The sequence below is a fragment of the Ruegeria sp. B11 genome, assembly GCF_056539785.1.
Genome location: NZ_JBQFVO010000002.1, coordinates 461,011 through 478,276, shown reverse-complemented (window position 1 = coordinate 478,276; position 17,266 = coordinate 461,011). Strand labels below are relative to the sequence as shown.

Annotated in this window: 10 protein-coding genes; 5 read left to right on the top strand and 5 right to left on the bottom strand. The window is 55.5% G+C overall.

The window, feature by feature from the left end; all coding sequences use genetic code 11:
• Positions 1–231 precede the first annotated feature (231 nt).
• From aspT to ACR0I1_RS09880, 4 genes are read left to right on the top strand one after another with little or no spacing between them, the layout of a single operon-like run.
• On the top strand, positions 232–1,917 hold the full coding sequence (gene aspT / locus ACR0I1_RS09895; protein WP_480706195.1) for an aspartate-alanine antiporter: 1,686 nt from the start codon (positions 232–234) through the stop codon (positions 1,915–1,917).
• Between the two features lie 18 nt (positions 1,918–1,935).
• The gene (locus ACR0I1_RS09890; protein ID WP_480706193.1) at positions 1,936–3,552 is read left to right on the top strand and encodes a bifunctional aspartate transaminase/aspartate 4-decarboxylase; all 1,617 of its coding nucleotides are present in this window, start codon (positions 1,936–1,938) and stop codon (positions 3,550–3,552) included.
• Between the two features lie 55 nt (positions 3,553–3,607).
• Positions 3,608–5,509: a PAS-domain containing protein gene (locus ACR0I1_RS09885; RefSeq protein ID WP_480706192.1), complete on the top strand. Its 1,902-nt coding sequence runs from the start codon at positions 3,608–3,610 to the stop codon at positions 5,507–5,509.
• Complete coding sequence (locus ACR0I1_RS09880) at positions 5,510–6,211, top strand: response regulator transcription factor (RefSeq protein ID WP_480706190.1); 702 nt, start codon at positions 5,510–5,512, stop codon at positions 6,209–6,211.
• Between the two features lie 75 nt (positions 6,212–6,286).
• Here the strand turns inward: ACR0I1_RS09880 and ACR0I1_RS09875 are convergent, their stop codons facing one another.
• The 5 genes from ACR0I1_RS09875 to ACR0I1_RS09855 form a co-directional block, all read right to left on the bottom strand.
• Positions 6,287–7,597, bottom strand: a complete 1,311-nt coding sequence (locus ACR0I1_RS09875) for an HlyD family type I secretion periplasmic adaptor subunit (protein ID WP_480568685.1) — start codon at positions 7,595–7,597, stop codon at positions 6,287–6,289.
• On the bottom strand, positions 7,581–9,713 hold the full coding sequence (locus ACR0I1_RS09870) for a type I secretion system permease/ATPase (protein WP_480706187.1): 2,133 nt from the start codon (positions 9,711–9,713) through the stop codon (positions 7,581–7,583). Before ACR0I1_RS09870 ends, ACR0I1_RS09875 begins: the two co-directional genes overlap by 17 nt.
• Entirely contained in the window at positions 9,710–9,865 is a 156-nt protein-coding gene (locus ACR0I1_RS09865; RefSeq protein ID WP_170561501.1) for a hypothetical protein, read from the bottom strand. Before ACR0I1_RS09865 ends, ACR0I1_RS09870 begins: the two co-directional genes overlap by 4 nt.
• Positions 9,866–10,259: 394 nt before the next feature.
• Positions 10,260–11,066, bottom strand: coding sequence for a SapC family protein (locus ACR0I1_RS09860; protein ID WP_480706185.1), 807 nt, complete (start codon positions 11,064–11,066; stop codon positions 10,260–10,262).
• Between the two features lie 64 nt (positions 11,067–11,130).
• Positions 11,131–14,985 carry an Ig-like domain-containing protein gene (locus ACR0I1_RS09855; protein ID WP_480706183.1) on the bottom strand — a complete coding sequence of 1,285 codons (3,855 nt, stop codon included), beginning with the start codon at positions 14,983–14,985 and terminating at the stop codon, positions 11,131–11,133.
• A 349-nt stretch (positions 14,986–15,334) separates the two neighbouring features.
• Here ACR0I1_RS09855 and ACR0I1_RS09850 point away from each other — a divergent pair, with 349 nt between their 5' ends.
• The gene (locus ACR0I1_RS09850; protein ID WP_480706181.1) at positions 15,335–17,248 is read left to right on the top strand and encodes a M10 family metallopeptidase C-terminal domain-containing protein; all 1,914 of its coding nucleotides are present in this window, start codon (positions 15,335–15,337) and stop codon (positions 17,246–17,248) included.
• Positions 17,249–17,266: the final 18 nt, after the last annotated feature.

The following is a 17,266-nucleotide window of genomic DNA, read 5'->3' as shown; positions in this document are numbered from 1 at the left end:
AGGCTCAGTCAGGGTGTTCTGAATGAGGGCGGACAAGCAGAACTATTAATATTCAGATAATTATAGACAAATGTCCTTTGTAAGGTATCGTGAGGCCGAAGTTTTCCTGTTGCGGTTGTGTGTTCGAACAGGCGGCTTGGTCGGGCAGCAAGTGGGCCAATTGGGCGCTTCTTCACCTTGTCTCCGGCTTTTGCCTCAAATGCCTGTCAGGCGCGGATTGAGAGGTGATTGATGGTCGATTGGCTGGTGCATATTCTTCAAAACTACCCTGAATTGGCGGTGTTCCTGTCCATCGGTATCGGCTTTCTCGTTGGTCCCTGGAAGCTGATGGGGTTCAGTCTGGGCACGGTCACGGCAACGTTGTTGGCGGCGGTGGTGATCGGGCAGGCCCAGATTGAAATCGACTCGGCGGTCAAATCGACTTTCTTCATCTTGTTCATCTTTGCTGTGGGCTACGGTGTCGGACCTCAGTTCATCCGCGGCCTGAAAGCAGACGGCGCGCGCGAGGTGTTCTTTGCGCTCAGCGTGCTCGCACTTTGCCTTGTAATCCCGATCATCGCAGCCAAGGTCGCTGGTCTGGAACTTGGCTATGCCGCGGGGCTTTATGCCGGATCGCAGACTATTTCAGCGGCGATCGGTGTTGCCACCGACCAAATCGGCCAGCTGGGCCTGTCGGCGGAACAGGCCAAAACCTATGCTAACCAGATTCCGATTGCCTATGCGGTGACCTATATTTACGGCACAATCGGGTCGGCCATCATTCTGGCCAAGATCGGCCCGCGTCTGATTGGCGTCGATCTGGTCGCGGCCTGTAAGGAATATGAGGCTAAACTGGGTGGCACGACGTCGGTCGAAACCGGTGATGGCATCGTCTCGGCATATCGCGCGATCGAGGCGCGGGCCTTTGAGATCCCAGAAGGTAGCGATCTGCTGGGGCAACCGGTCAAAAATCTGATGCCCGGTATCCGCATCTATGCCGAACGCCTGAGACGTGACGGGAAGATCATAGAGGTAGATGATAACACCGTATTGCAGGCCGGAGATGTTGTGATGTTCTCAGGCCGCCGCGCTGATCTGGTGGGTTTGCTTGAGACCAATCTTACAGAAGCTGACGCGCCTGATCTGCTGAGCATACCGTCAGAAAAACTGGATGTTCTGATCACCAGCAAAGAGGTTCATAACAAGACGCTTGAAGAGCTAAGCAAACTGTCGATCGCGCGGGGCATTTATGTCTCGAAACTGATGCGAAACATGCAGGATTTGCCGCTGCTACCCGGGACCGTCGTGCATCGTGGTGACATCGTCACAATTCAGGGCAGCAAGCGGCATGTCGAGGCCGCAGTTGCCCAGATTGGCTATGCCGACCGCCCGGTAGACACCACGGATCTGGCTTTTGTAGGCTGGGGGATTTTCATCGGCGGCATCATTGGAACACTGTCAGTCATGATGGGTGGTTTCCCGATCAGCCTTTCCACTACCGGAGGCGCGCTGCTGGCTGGGCTGGTGCTGGGTTGGCTGCGTACGGTGCACCCGACCTTTGGGCGCATCCCGGGTCCGGCGCTTTGGTTGATGAACACTCTGGGTCTGAACGTGTTTATCGCGGTGATAGGGATCACCGCTGGGCCGGGATTTGTCGCGGGACTGCAACAGGCCGGTATTGCGCTGCTGCTATGGGGAATCGTCGCGACCTCGCTACCAATGATCTTTGCAGTTTACGTCGGGCATTACGTGTTCAAATTCCACCCGGCCATTCTGTTTGGTGCCTGCGCAGGTGCGCGCACCACCACTGCCGCGTTGGGTATGATCCAGGAAGCCGCGCAAAGTCGCATCCCGGCGCTTGGCTACGGAATGCCGTATGCGATCGGAAATACACTATTGACCATCTTCGGGATGGTCGTTGTTTTGATCCTAAGCTGATTTGGAGAGGTTCACGTTATGGATAGAGTAGCGCTGCACGATTACGAAGCACTCAGCCCGTTTCAGATCAAGGATGAGCTGATCAAACTGGCCTCGGCCGAGGCGCGTAAGGCCAATAGCGCTTTCCTGAACGCGGGGCGCGGCAATCCTAACTGGGTTGCCACCCGTCCGCGTGAGGCGTTCTTTGCCCTTGGTCAATTTGCCATAACTGAATCCAAACGTGTGATGGATCACCCCGCTGGTTTAGGCGGAATGCCGGCGCAAAAAGGTTGCCATGGACGGCTGCAAAGCTGGGCGTCTGATAATTCCGAAACGCCGGGCGTCGATACGCTGCTTGAGCTCGCGGCGCATGCCATATCCGCGTTTGATTTCGATGCGGACGAGTTTGTGCATGAACTGACGGATTCGATCATCGGTGATAACTATCCGGTGCCTGACCGCATCCTGAAACACAATGCCACCATTGCCCATGAATACCTGATGTGGTCCATGTGCCGAGGTCACCGGCCTGACGCTCAGTTCGATCTGTTCGCAGTCGAAGGCGGCACGGCGGCGATGTGTTATATCTTCAAGTCTCTCAAAGCCAATCGGCTGCTGAACCCGGGTGATACGATCGCGTTGTGTACACCGATCTTCACCCCCTATCTGGAAATGCCAGAGCTTGAGGATTACAGCCTTGAATCCGTCCATGTGGAAACCGACGAGGAAGACGGCTTCCAACTGACGGATGCCGCAGTGGAAAAGCTGAAAGATCCCAAGGTAAAGGCGTTCTTTCTGGTCAACCCGGGCAATCCGTCTTCGGTTGCACTAAGCACCGCATCACTGCGCAAACTGGCGGATTTGGTGGAAAACCACCGTCCCGATCTGATCGTGTTGACGGATGATGTCTATGGCACCTTTGTGCATGATTTTACCTCGGTCATGGGCCATCTGCCACGCAACACGATCGGGGTGTATTCCTATTCCAAGTACTTTGGCTGCACCGGCTGGCGTCTTGGCGTGATTGCTGTCGCGCAAGACAACATCTTCGATCTGAAACTGGCGGATCACCCGGATGAGATCAAACAGGCCCTGGACAAGCGCTATGGCACGCTTAGCCTGACACCGCGCGACATTCGCTTTATCGACCGGCTTGTGGCCGATAGCCGCGATGTGGCCCTGAACCACACAGCAGGCTTGTCGCTGCCGCAGCAGGTGATGATGACGCTGTTTTCACTCAGTGAATTGGTCGACAGCAAGAAAATCTATCAGACCGCCTGCATGGAGCTGGTTCATCGCCGTTTCAAACTGCTGACCGAAGCGATGGGCATCGAGGTGCAGGCAGGTGAGCATTATGACGCCTATTACGGCATCATCGATTTCGAATACTGGTTGCGAAAATATGTCGGTGAAGATGTCGTGGCTTGGATCAAGCAGAATGTTCACCCATTGGATATTGCGTTCAAATTGGCGGAAGACTATGGGATCGTTCTGCTGAACGGCAGCGGATTTGATGCTCCGGACTGGTCGGCACGCGTGTCCTTTGCGAACCTGCCGGACGAGGCTTATTCGCAGATCGGAACAGCCGTTCGATCGGTGGCACGTGGCTATGTGCAAGCCTACCGCGCCGCGAACAATTTGCCGCTGCACGGATAGGTAAATCTCCCTACACCTGCGCCTGAACTGGTGATACCCATGGGCGCAGGGGAGGATGAATTTGGACATTTCCGAACAGCGCATCAAGGCGATGACCACGGCTGGCCTGAACCTGATCGGTCAGGCGCTGTCAATTTATGACAGCCAATTGCGTCTCGTGGTCAGCAACCTGCGGTTTCAGGAAATGTTCGACCTGCCAAACGAACTTGTCGAGCCGGGGGCTCTGTTTCGCGACACCATATATTTTCTCGCTAGCCGCGGGGAATACGGTTCGGTCGGCGATGTTGACGAGATGGTCGAGCTACGCGTTTCGCAGGCCCTCGCGTTCGAGCCGCATTATATGGAGCGGACCCGGCCCAATGGTCAGGTGATCTCGGTCGAAGGTGCACCTTTGCCCAATGGGGGTTGGGTGGCCGTCTATACCGACATAACTCGCACGAAGCGGGTAGAAGATTTGCTGCGTGCCCGTTCAGAAGAACTGTCTGACCAACTTCTGAGCCATGCCGAAGAGCTTTCTGCAACCAACCGCAAACTGGCCGCAACCATCACAGCGCTGGAAGAAGCCAAGCGTCAACTGACCGAGATCGAGGCCCGCACGCGGATGACGACCGAGATGATGCCGGCTCATATCGCGCATCTGGATGCCGATGGACGATACGATTACTCAAACCGCCGCCTCAGTTCGGTCATGCCCGGCCGTCCGTCTGACATTCTGGGCCTTCATATATCAAAGGCTTTGGGGTCATCTGCCTATGACCGGGTAAAGCCACATCTGGAACAGGCCTATGGAGGCCAACCTTCGGTTTTCGAGTTTACCGAAGATCAGGATTCACGCCGCATTCGGGTATCATTCACCCCGGACAAAGCGGGTGGCGTTTATGTCATGTCGGTGGATATCACCGAAGAAACTCAAGCCCGTGTCGCCCTTCAGCAAACGCGGCGCAGAGCCATGGCGGCGCAGATGACAAGCGGGCTTGCCCATGACTTTTCTAATTTGCTGACCATTATTCTGGGCATGCAGGCGCGATTAGAGAGGATGGATCTACCCAAGGAAGCCGATCAGCTAGTCACGGCTACGCAACAAACTGCCCGACGCGGGGGGCAACTGCTGAATCGCATCGCAGACATGACCGGCAATCGCACGCCTCAACCTCAGGCGACGGATATGCGCGGTTTACTTGAGGATTTGCGAATCCTTGCCACCCCGTCCTTGCCGCGGGGCATGGGGTTGTCGGTGGTCAATACTCTACCCGACAAGGTGCTGATGCTCGATCCCGGCATGGTTCAGGATGCACTGCTGAACCTGGTTCTGAATGCGCGGGATGCTTGCGGCACATCGGGCCAGATCACGATCACTGCGCATGCAATCGGGACAATATGGGTTGAGATCACGGTGTCGGACACTGGCCCGGGGTTTACCGGGGAAGCATTAAAGAAGGCGTTAAACCCATTCTTTTCCACCAAAGGCAGCGATGGCTCGGGGTTGGGACTTCCAATGGTCTACGACACGGTAAAGCTGGCGGGCGGTGACCTTAATTTGCGCAACACGCCTTCTGGTGCTTCGGTCGTGATACGTTTGCCCTACCGTCCTGCCCCGTCCGCGCAAGCGGGTCTCGTATTGTTGGTTGAAGACAGCGATGAACTGCGCAGTCAGTTCCGGGACATGCTGGTCGATTTGGGGTGTTCGGTGATCGAGGCAAGCTCGGTCGATGAAGCTTTGACCTTGACGTCGGAAATCGGTGATATCGCGCTGGTTCTATCAGATATTAAGCTGGAGGGCGAAGGCACTGGGATCGACATTGTCGACCGCCTGAATGGTGCGTTGCCCTGTATACTGATGACGTCGCTGCCGCTAAATGACCCGCTACATCATCAGGCATTGACCCGTGCACCTGTCCTAAGCAAACCATTTACATCGTCGCAATTGTCGGCGTTGATCCGAACCGAGGCCGCCTGAATGACACAACCTTTGGTGACCATTCTCGATGACGAACCTGAAATCCGCCGTATCCTAACGGAAGCGCTGGAAGATGCCGGGTTTCAGACTCAAACCTTTTCACGCGCCCGTGAGTTTGAAGCTTCGCTGAAAAGGGTCACTCCGGATCTGTGTTTGGTGGATTTATCATTGCCGGATACCGACGGTCTTGCACTTGTGCACAAACTTGCGCTTGAGCAAGGTGCTGCCGTCATCATCATTTCGGGCCGCGCTCAGGTACAGGACCGGGTAACGGGATTGGAGCTTGGCGCAGATGATTACATCACCAAACCATTTGATCCAGCCGAAGTAATTGCTCGGGTCCGCGCCCGGCTACGCTCTACTGGACCAGCAACGCCGAATTCAGACATAGCCGAATTCAATGGTTGGACCGCACAGTTTGATCGATATGTCTTGATCAATGCCGATGGCGTCGAGACACCTTTCAGTCATGCCGAAGGTGAGGTTCTGCGATTGTTTCTTGAAAGTCCCAAACGCCTGATCAGCCGCGCGCGCATGCAGGACATGTTGGGTGGCGGGGCAGGTGACAGCTTTGACCGCGCTATGGATGTTCGGATTTCCCGCTTGCGAACGAAGCTGGGCGAAGATCCCAAAAGCCCGCGCCTTATTAAAACGATATATGGTGCGGGATATATCTTTCTTGGTGACGTGACCTGGTCTTAGTCGTCGGTCCCCCCCCGACGCCTAAGATGTCTATCGGCTGGCGCTTTGCTATCTGCTGCCCATCTGTCGTTCTCTTCAATCGCGCAGCGCCTCGTCTTTTATCTTCAGAACAGGTTGGATCAGATAATCCAGAACTGACTTTCGGCCTGACAGAATATCGACCTGAGCGATCATTCCTGGGATGATTTCAACCGCTGTCCCACCCGCATCCAACATCGTGTCTGACGTCTGAATTTCGACGACGAAAACCTCTTCTTCACTTCGTTCCGAGCGAGTGATGGTGTCGGCACCGATGCGAACGATCTCACCATCCAGACTGCCGTACCGCGAAAAATCGTAGGCCGTGATCTTGATTTTGACCTTTTGCTCTGGGTGCAGGAAGGCGATGTCTTTGGGTCGAACATAGGCTTCCACCAACAATCGGTCGTCCAACGGAACAATCTCAATCAGTTCCTCACCGCTTCGGGCCATCCCGCCGATCGTCGTCCGGTGAATCCGGTTTACGACACCCCGTACGGGGGCCCGGATCAGCGCGCGAGACGCACGGTCACGCAAAGAGGGCAGGGCAGGTTGCAAGGCGGCAAGCTCTGCCGAAACCAAAGCCAGATCAGTTAGTGCGGCACTACGAAACCGACTGCGCGTCGCGCGGACCTTGTCACCCACTTCATCCAGCCCGGCCTTCAACCGGTTGATCATCGCCTCTGCTCTGACCTTGCGGCCTTTCCATTCCGCCTCGCTACGGCGCAGGGCCAAAAGGGTTGTTGCCGGTTCCATCTTCTGTTCGACCAATGGCACCATCATAGCGCGCTCATCGGCCAACACATTCAGGGTCTCGGTTGACGTGACCTGGTCAACCAATCCCTCTTCGTACTCGCGTTGCCGCTGTTCGCGCTGTCGAGAGAGAATTGCAATCTCCGCTTCAAGTTCTGCTTGCCGACCGTGGTACAGCGCAGTCTCCGACCGCACGACGTCTGGCGCGCCAGTCAGAAGATCGTCGTCGAACTCAAGCTCAGCCCCATCGATTTCGGCACGTAGTCGTTGTGCGCGGGCCATCAAACCAAAGGCACGCTGTTGCTCTTGGCTCAACTCTCGTTCGATCTGAGTAGTATTCAGCTCCATCAGCAATGTACCAGCCTCAACCACCAGACCCTCGCGCACGTGAACGGACCGCAAAACACCGGGTTCGGTCGCTTCGATCACCTGAATATCGCCGGATGGCACGATACGCCCATCTGCCCTCACGACATCGTCGAGTTCAGTTAAATGAGCCCAGGCGACGGCGCTTATCAAACAACTGAGTATCAGGAGCAGCAGCAATGATCCCCGCAGCGGTGACCCTCCACGCATTTCACGGGCGAGGCTTTTCAGATCAGGATGCCGCGACATTCAGATGCCTCCCGTGTTTGCGAACTGTCTGCGTCAGGATGTTTTTGGGTCCGTCCATCGCAATTTTGCCATCCTCAATCACTATGACCCGATCAACCAGTTCCAACAGGCTGGTTCGGTGCGTCACGATGATCATCGTGGTATCTGGCGTGGTCTTTTTAAGGCGGCGTATAATTTCGGATTCGGATTTGACGTCCATCGCGCTCGTAGGCTCATCCAGCAGCAGAACAGGAGGATGCCCGATAAGCGCCCGGGCCAATGCAATCGCCTGCCTTTGACCACCTGACAATCCTTCTCCTCGTTCGGCTACAGGCTGATCATAGCCCCGTGGGTGCCGCGCGATAAAATCTTCGACACCTGCAATGCGCCCTGCACGGATCAGTTCATCATCACGCGGGCGCACCGACCCGCTGGCAATGTTTTCCCGGACGGTACCGGAAAACAGCCAGATGTCTTGCAAGACTGAACCAATATTTCGCCGCAAGTCGCCGGGATCAATCTGGCGAATGTCCAGCCCGTCCAACATCACCGAACCCACACGCGGTTGGTAGAGGCCCAACAGCAGTCGCGCAATCGTACTCTTGCCCGACCCAATCTGGCCCAGGACAGCGACTTTTTCACCGGGTTCGATTGTAAATGAAACACCTTTCATCGCATCTTCCGTTTGATCAGGATATGCGAAATGAACATTGTTAAACGTTATCCGCCCGGAAAACTCGGATCTGCTGATCCAAGATTTGCCTTCAGGCCGCTCGTTGCTCGCCTGCATTAACGTGTCCAGATTGCGGTAGGCACTGCGTGCCTGATTGACACGTGTCAGGGTTTGCGCCAATTGTCCCAGCGGTGCCAGGGCACGGCCGGTCAGCATCACCGACGCAACAAGTGCCCCCATGCTCGTCTGGCCATCCGTGATCAGAAATACACCATAAAAGACGATAAGAACTTGCGCGGCCTGCTGAGTAAATCCAGTTAGGTTCAGGGCAAATTGAGTAACGGCCCTGCTGCGTGATCCGTAGTTTGACTGGCGTGCAATTGCACCTTCCCACCGCATTCGCATCTGCCGACTGGCGGCGGTTATCTTGATGGTTTCCAAGCCTGATACAGCCTCAACCAGAACAGATTGCTTGGATTGTCCGTCTGCAAAACTTTGTTCAGCAAGACGCGACAGGATCGGTTGAACAGCCAGTCCGCTGAGAAGAACGACTGGTACAGCGAGTGCCGGTACAAGCGCCAGCGGGCCGCCCACCATATAGATCGCGAATATGAATACCGCGATGAATGGCAAGTCTACGACAGCGACGAGTGTGGCAGAAGTAAAGAATTCACGCAAAGTTTCGAATTCGCGGATGGTACTGGCCATTGCACCCGTTGAGCCCGTTCGGGACGACATGCGAATATTCAGCACCTGGTCAAATACTCGCCGTCCCATGGACATGTCAGCATTCTGGCCGGCGCGATCTATGAACCCCGCGCGAAGGAGCTTCAGCGCGAAGTCAAAAAGAAGCGCCAACCCCACGCCAAGCGTCAAAGCAATCAGTGACTCGGTCGCCTCGTTGGGCAAGACCCGGTCGTAGACGATCATGATAAAGACTGAGGTCGTAAGTCCCAGAACGTTTGCCATCGCCGCAGCCAGCGCCACCTGAACGTAAGACCAGCGGTTTGCGGAAAGGGCCGACCAGAACCAATGACCCCGCTGATCCGCTTGATCTGCGTTAACCTCGTCGCGGTGCAAGGGTCGAAACAACAATGCATAGCCCGTGTAGACTTCGCCCACGCCGCTTTCGGGAACCTCTCCGATACCGTCATCCAAAGCGGGGTCGTAAAGCAATAGATCGCCATTGCGCGTGCGCCCGTGGTACACAACGGCGCGATCGCCTTCCAACAACAAGATCGCAGGTGCCAGCGATGCATCAAATGCCGACAGCTTTCGCGCACCAAACCCGACCTGCAGGCCTGCTCGTTGTGCCGCGTGCATCGCATCGCGCACGGTCAACTCACCTGTATCGCCAGATTGGCAGGCGTTCAGTGCTGCAACTGTCAATGGCCGCTCAAGTGTCGCCGCGACATTCAACAAGCAAGCTTCCAATTCGGTCAGAGTTGCACGATCAACATTCATAGCGACTTATCCAGCGTGTCCATCGTGAACCCCGGAAAACCCAGAATGGTCTCGGTTCGGATCGATGAGGTGTAATTGGCCAAAGCGAAGTTCTGTTCTGCCAGAATCAGCCGTTCCTGTAGCTGCATGTCGTTGCGTTTCGTACCCGACACTCGGGATCTCGCAGTCAATACATCCATTCTAGGTTCATGACCTTCCGATACCCGCCAGTAAGGGGGCGCTTCACTACTATTGGAGTTCGTCTGAACGGGCCGCGCTATCAACCCCAATAAGGCCTGAGCCAAGAATGCACCGCCAGCGGCATTCTGGTAAGCTTGGATTGTCCTTGTTTTGGACCCACTTCGTGCCACAATCGAACTGCTCTGAACAGCCTGTCGCACTTGTTGGTCAAAAGCGTTCTTTGAAAGCTGTTTTGATCGTGCTGTTGCGCTTGCTCCGGTCGTTCCTCGCGTTAAAGATGTCTCGACATCGGCTAGGTTGGGCGTTGAGGTGCAGACTGAAACTGACAGTAACCCCGCTGTTATGCCAAGGATTCCAAGCCCGAGCTTAACCCATTGCATGGATCGCGCCCTCCTTGCATTGTCCGCGCCGAACCTCTTCAGCAAGTGCAGTCATGAATCCGCCAAAGGTGTCGTTTTGTTCTGAACTCCTCGTGCCTGATTGGCTCTGTGCACTGGACAGCCAAACGCAATGCGACAGGGATACTTGATGAGCGTGAATCAACCGTAGCGCGCCGCTGGAAAGCAGGGCCAATTTATAAGACTCGGGCAATCGTTCCAGCAGAATTGGATCAACGCCCCAGTAACCCTCGGTCAAAGTGACGCCATTCTGTTCGTCCAGTGGTACAAGCAGACCCATTTCAGCGATCAAAGAGCAGACTTGGTCCGTTTTGTTTGCCGAGGCCAGGCGATTTTGCAGAAAGCGGCGCACACGGCAGAGATCCTGCGTCAAAAGTCCGTCCACTGTAAAAAATGGTTGGTCCTTAGGGTCATGTGTTACCAACCCTGAATCCTCGTCGACAAACAGACGTGACCGAGAGTCGCCCTTTTTTGAAGCTTCTGCCTGGAATGGAAAGCAACGCAACGCTGAGGGCACATAAGGCGCAAGCCAGCGACCGTTTTGGTCGACGAAAGGCGGTGCCATTTCCGGGATGACTGAGAATAGTGCGACGGGAGAAAAACCTGTTTGGTTTGACAGGAACACAATCGGAAAAGATGTGGCAATTTGCGGAACTTCTGAGATGACGATAGGACAGGCGTCCATCTCTGCAACAAATTGGTATGATGTGAACCGGCGCCAGAATCGATTCCTGTGCCGTACAAGGCTGACTGGGAAAAGGCCGTTCTCTGCCATGTGATCCTCTTGTTCTGAAGAGGCGAGGCTACATTTGTGCATCGCCCCAAGCTACGTGCGCCGTTTAGGCTGAAGTGCCAGTTGGGTCAGTGATCAGGATGTTGTCGTCGGACAAACTGCTCAGATTGGAAAGGCCTTCGAACTGTGCAAGCGCTTCGACCGACGCCGAATCTGGGCCAGAGTAGTCAACCTTGACCAGAATGCTGTCAGTGCCGTCCGTTGCCAGCAGATACATCTCATCACCTGATTGAGCACCATTCAGGTTTTCGGCTGCGCTGGTGATTGTATCCAGATCAAGGTCCGAAAGCGTGGTCTCCAGCCCGACGAACCCGGTGTTGGCACCAATTGTGCTGCCGGCCACCAAGGTCTCGACACCGGTCCCGTCGCCGCGAAGCGATGTGGTATTCAACCCCTGGAACATCAAGGCGTCAGAAACGCTGGCTGCTGGGCCCAGTGTGAAACCATTGATCGTATCAATGCCATTTGAAGATGGGTCAGCTTCGAAAACGATGACGTCTCGACCCGCCCCGGACACATCTATGGTGTCGTCGCCCTGGTTGCCGCGGATGACATCATCAACATCCGAGCCCGTAATGGTATCATTCCCACTGGTGCCGAGATGGAGCTGTGATGGCCCTCCGTCTGGAGTGGTCAACGTCAAGACGATGGGTTGGTTCGCGTCCTGAACTGTCATGGTAAATGTCACCACAGGCTGCGATAAATCCCCATAGCTCGTGGCCGCGCCTGCGAAACTGATTGCGGAACCTCCATTCGGGTTAGCCAGAAAGAGATTGAAGTCAGGGTTTTCTGTCTCGGAGCCGCTATCGTAGGTCGCCACCGAAGGATCGAACCCCAGCTCGGCGGTAAAGGCCAGACCGCTTGAGATATCGCGATCGGAATCTGCGTAGACCTCGAACGTCACTGTCGTTCCGCTGCGACCGGCTTCAACGATGGTGTAGGCCGCCGGAACATGAGCAATTGCCTGTTCGGACACCGGATCAGGATCGGGGCCGCCTGCGACAGTCGCCTGTGCCGCGAAATCGAGGGCGTCTCCCGCTTCAATCGAGGCAAAGCTTGCAGCAGGCGCGGACAGGGTCCAGCTCCCATCGGCCGCAACCGTCGCCGAACCAAGCGAGACCGAGTTAAGTGTAACATCGACCGCTTGTCCGGCTGACAGGCCTGCGGAACTGCCTGATACGGTCATTCCAGTGTTTTGTGCATCGCTCAGCGACACGGCACTATTAGCACCCACATCATCGATGTAGAGGATAGGTTTGAAATCCGTGGCCAACATGGTTGTCGCATCGGTTGCCGGGTTTCCTGCGGCGTCTTGAACCGATGCCGTGACCGCAAAATTGCCTCCATCGGCCAAACTGGCCAAATCCGCCGAAGGAATGCTTGTGCTCCACAAGCCACCAGAAACCACCGCACTGTAGGTCTGGCTATTAAGGCTAATCGTTACAATCTGCCCGTCCTCGGCATTTGTTGTCCCCGACACATTGAGGTCTGTTCCCTGTTCAACGATATCCAGAACCGATCCAACCGAAAGCGGGTTCAATGCAATTGTTGGTGCGCTGAGGTCGGTGCTGAAACTGGTCGTCGCAGCATTCGTGTTGCCAGCCGCATCCGTGATTGAGGCGTTCACGTCATACCTTTGCCCGTCCTGCAGGCCGCTCAAGTCTGCAGCCGCAGCTGTGAATGTCCAGATGCCACCGTTTACTATGGCGATTCCGCCGGTCAGAACCGCACCTCCGGATTGGATGATCTGTACCGAAACTTGCGTACCATTGGCCGCATCAGAAGTTCCCGAGACCACCAGATCCGTTGCTTGTTCGGTCAGGTTGACTACTGCTCCATCTGACAGTGATGATATGGCGAGCGACGGGGCGGAGAAGTCCGTGTCGAAGCTGTTGGTCGCCTGTATCGCCAGATTACCGGCGGCATCCGAGACATCCGCTGTCACGCTGATCGTAGCCCCATCGGGTAGCGCCGCCAAATCCGCCGAGGGGACACTCACCGACCACCCCCCGGTTGAGGCCTGTCCAGTGTAGGATTGGCCGTTCAGATTTACGGTGATTGTCTGACCATCTTCAGCGGATGTAGTGCCCGTAATGGTCAAGTCCGTACCACGTTCCGCAGCATTCAAAACCGCTCCGCCCGAAAAACTGTCGATACTCAGAGTTGGGGCGGTGACATCTTTGGATAAGTTGACGCTGGCTTGCGGGGCGACAAGGCCGTCCGCGTCCGTCACGTCGCCCGTGATATTGAAGTCTCCACCATCGGCAAGCGCTATGAGATCGGCGCTAGGGATTGTCACATTCCAACTGCCGCCCGAGACCGAGTCGGTATAAGTCCGCCCATCAAGGGTTACTGTTACCTGCTGCCCGTCGGTTACGTTCCCTGTTGCCCCGCTTACGACCAGGTCAGATCCGGTTTCGACCGCATTCAGGATAGCCCCGACCGACAAGGGAGTGATTGCAATTGATGGGCCCGTAAGATCGACCGGAACGGATACCGATATCGGTGTTGCCGAATTGCCTGCTGTGTCGCTGACGGCAACTGAAACGGATGCGGGCACACCGGTAGTCAAACCAGACAAATCGGCATTCGGGATCGTCACTGACCAACTGCCGCCCGATACAGAACCCGTGTAATCCTGACCGTCGAAAGATACATTGACCATCTGGCCGTTTTCAGCTGTGGTCGTGCCCGACAAGACAAGATCCCCAACGACATCGGCCAGATCTATTGAACCGCCACCCACTGGGATTAATGTCAGATCAGGCGCGGTCAGATCAGTTTCAAAACTTCCATTGGCCTGAGCTGCTGGGTTCCCTGCGCGATCCAATACATCAGCCGTCACCGTGACGCTTGACCCGTCTGGCAGCGTGGTAAGATCTGAAGCGGGCACCGAAACGCTCCAGCCGCCGCCCGAAACGGTGCCACTATAGGATTGCCCACCAATCGCTACCGTTACGGTCTGCCCATTCTCGGCATCCGTTGTGCCAGAGATTTCGAGATTTGTACCTTGTTCTGCAGCATTCATTACCGCACCCGCCGAGAATGTATCGATGGTCAGGACCGGCGGAATGGTATCAACGTCGAACCTTGCGGTTTCAGCCGATAGCTCCATCCCGCTACCATCCAGATGGCGCACAGAAACATCCGAGATCCCCTGAGGCAGGGCCGCTGCCTCGGCCTGCGTCAGTGAAACGCTCCAGCTTCCGTCGCCTGCAGGAGTGACTGATTTTGTCACCGATCCGATGGTAACTTCGACAGTCGTTGTTCCTTCCGGCGCTGTTGTTTGGCTGCTGAGATTGCTCAATGCGTTTGATTGCAGCTCAGCCAGGTTCAGGCTGGGCGGTCGAGGAGGTGAGGGGGTAACGGTGGGTTCGGCATCAGTTTCATCGTCGCTGTCTCCACCGCCGCCGCCTCCGCCACCGGCAGCTGCAGCACCGGCTATTCCCAACCCGCCCAAGGCCAGCCCGGCACCGCTTACGCCACCTGCGGTCGCTGCGGTCGCACCTGCGGCCTCTGCGGCTAGACCTAATTGTGCAATTTCGCCGACGACTTCATCTGCAACCATTATGGTGCCGTTTTCCAGAATCTGTACGTTCTCGGCAGAGACAACAATCGTCCGCCCATCTGTCAGTTTCAGCTGCACGTCGCCATTCGAAAGCAGCTTTGCCACCCGAACGCCCGGAATTGACTCAGCAAACTGATGAGACGCAAGCTGTTCATCGGTGGCCTGCGCAAGAGCTGGTAATGCGAATAGTGTCGAGCCAAGGCCACCAGCAACCCCGCGTCCTACCCATCGCTGAAGTTTTTTGTCGAACCATTTGCGGATATGGCGCGTACGTTGCGCATCGGGCCCGGCGTCCGTGGTCGATTTACTGGTCGAAACGGTATCTTTGGTCATTTTGCCCTCTCATTAGATGGACGCTGGTCGTTGCGTGATATGCTGTTTTCGGCCGATCTGGTCTGTGGTTTGATCTTCTGAGCCATTCGACCGCTGCGAAAAATTTGAGTTAATCTGGAACTGAAGTCCTTGTTTTCACCACATTTCTGTTCTGGTTCAGAACCGAACATCGTTTCATCCTGTATGTGTTGCCAGGGGTGGCAGGGGGTAACGGGCGATGATGCTTCAGTTCGAAAGAGTGGTGGCAACGGGGACCGCAGCGCTCGATTCAGGTATCGGCGATACGGCTTTAAAAACGTTTAACGGGGAAACGTATCTTTACAGCACGAGCGGATCCGGGGGAGGGCTCGTGTCTTGGCACCTTGTGGAGGGGGCTGGCCCACAAGAACAGGACCAACAATATTTCGATGCCTCGATTGCCCATCAGGTCGGGCGCAGCGGAACCCCGATTCATCTGGCGGGCAATAATCAACTGGTCCTCGATGTCGATACCGCCACAGGACTTGTGGGTTATGAACTAAACGCGGATGGCACTATCGGTGCCTTGCAAGAAACCGATGCCTTGACGGGCGGCGGAGATATCGCTGCAGCGGTTCAGGTGACGATTGGGGCTGGTGACTTGCTTGCGCTTGCGCATGAGGACACAGGCCAGATCGGCACCTATATTATCAATGGTGATGGATCGCTGAGCCCGGCGCATAGCATCAACGCGTCTGCCAGTACGCTTCAGACCCTGCAATCGGGGTCGAATCATTTCATTGTCGGCGCAGATGCAACCAGTGGAACAATCTCGGCATATTCGATCGATCAAGTCAGTGGCGTGCTCTCTGAGGTTGCCGGTAATGACGATATCCAGACGCTGGGCATCAGTTCTCCTACGGCGGTTGAGACAATTCAAGCCTATGGAAAGTCATGGATTGTTGTGGCCGGATCGCAAAGCAATTCGCTAAGCGTTATGGAATTGGACGCCAGCGGGCGGTTAAAGCCGACGGATCATATTCTGGACACCCTGCATACCCGGTTTGGGGCCGTACAGGATCTTTCAGTCCTTGAGGTTGATGGGCGGGTTTTCGTGGTGGCTGGGGGCGGGGATGATGGGATCACGCTGTTTACAATGACGCCGGACGGGCAGCTCATCCATATGGATAGTTTTGCAGATACCCTGGACAGTGGATTGCAAAATGTCCAAACGATCAGCGTTGCGCCTATGGGGGATGAGCTGCAGATATTTGTATCATCTCAACAGGATGCAGGGCTCACTCAGTTGAGCGTATCGATTGCCGACCTTGGAATTGTTGTCGAAGGCTTCGGTACAGTAACCGGTACCGCGCAGGACGACATGCTAAAAGGCGGTATACTGGACACTATTCTGGACGGCGGAGCAGGGGACGATATGCTGATTACGGGCACCAGTTCCACGACCATGACGGGTGGTGCTGGCGCGGACATCTTTGTGATCCGTCAAACAAGTGGCCCGACTTTGATCACGGACTTTCAGGCTGGCACCGATCGTTTGGATCTGACCGATTATCCTTTTCTGCGCACCCCAGCGCAGTTGGATTTCACTTCCACCGCTCAAGGCGCCCAAATCGCTTATCGCGACGAAACGATAGAACTTGTTTCAGCTAATGGCACGTCCCTGACAACTGAGCAGGTATTCGGCGCAGGGTTTGGTGGTCCCGATCACATTCCTGTCAATCTGGGTAGCGGGCCGGATAACAACTCATCAGACGGGGTAGCTGGTGGGTTCACGCTGAATTCGACGACTCCAAACGCAGCGTTGGGAAATGCTGAAATCCGGTTCACCCCAGACGGAGGGTCTGCAATTGTTGCGCAGGCAAATGCACAAGGTGAATTTGATCTGGATCTACCAGACGGCGCGTTTTCCGGCCAATTGGACATCATCAAATCGTATTCAACGGCAAGCAGCGAGATAACAGCGCTGGATGCATTGCAGGTTTTGCGCATGTCGGTTGGCCTTGATCCGACATGGGGTCCGGCAACGGCCGAAAATTACATTGCGGCCGATATCACCCGGGATGGATCGGTAAACGCGTTGGATGCGCTGGCAATTCTTCAGGTTGCGGTTGGCCAGCCTTCTGAGCACAACGCTGAGTGGGTTTTTCTGGATGCAAATGCGGATCTATCCGAAATTTCACGCAGCAACGTCACCTACGAAACCGGAGCAGAGGTCACAATAGTTGATAGTGATCTGTCGGTCGACATGACCTCAATACTGCTTGGCAATATCGAGGCAGTTTGAATGCGACTGCGTGACCGG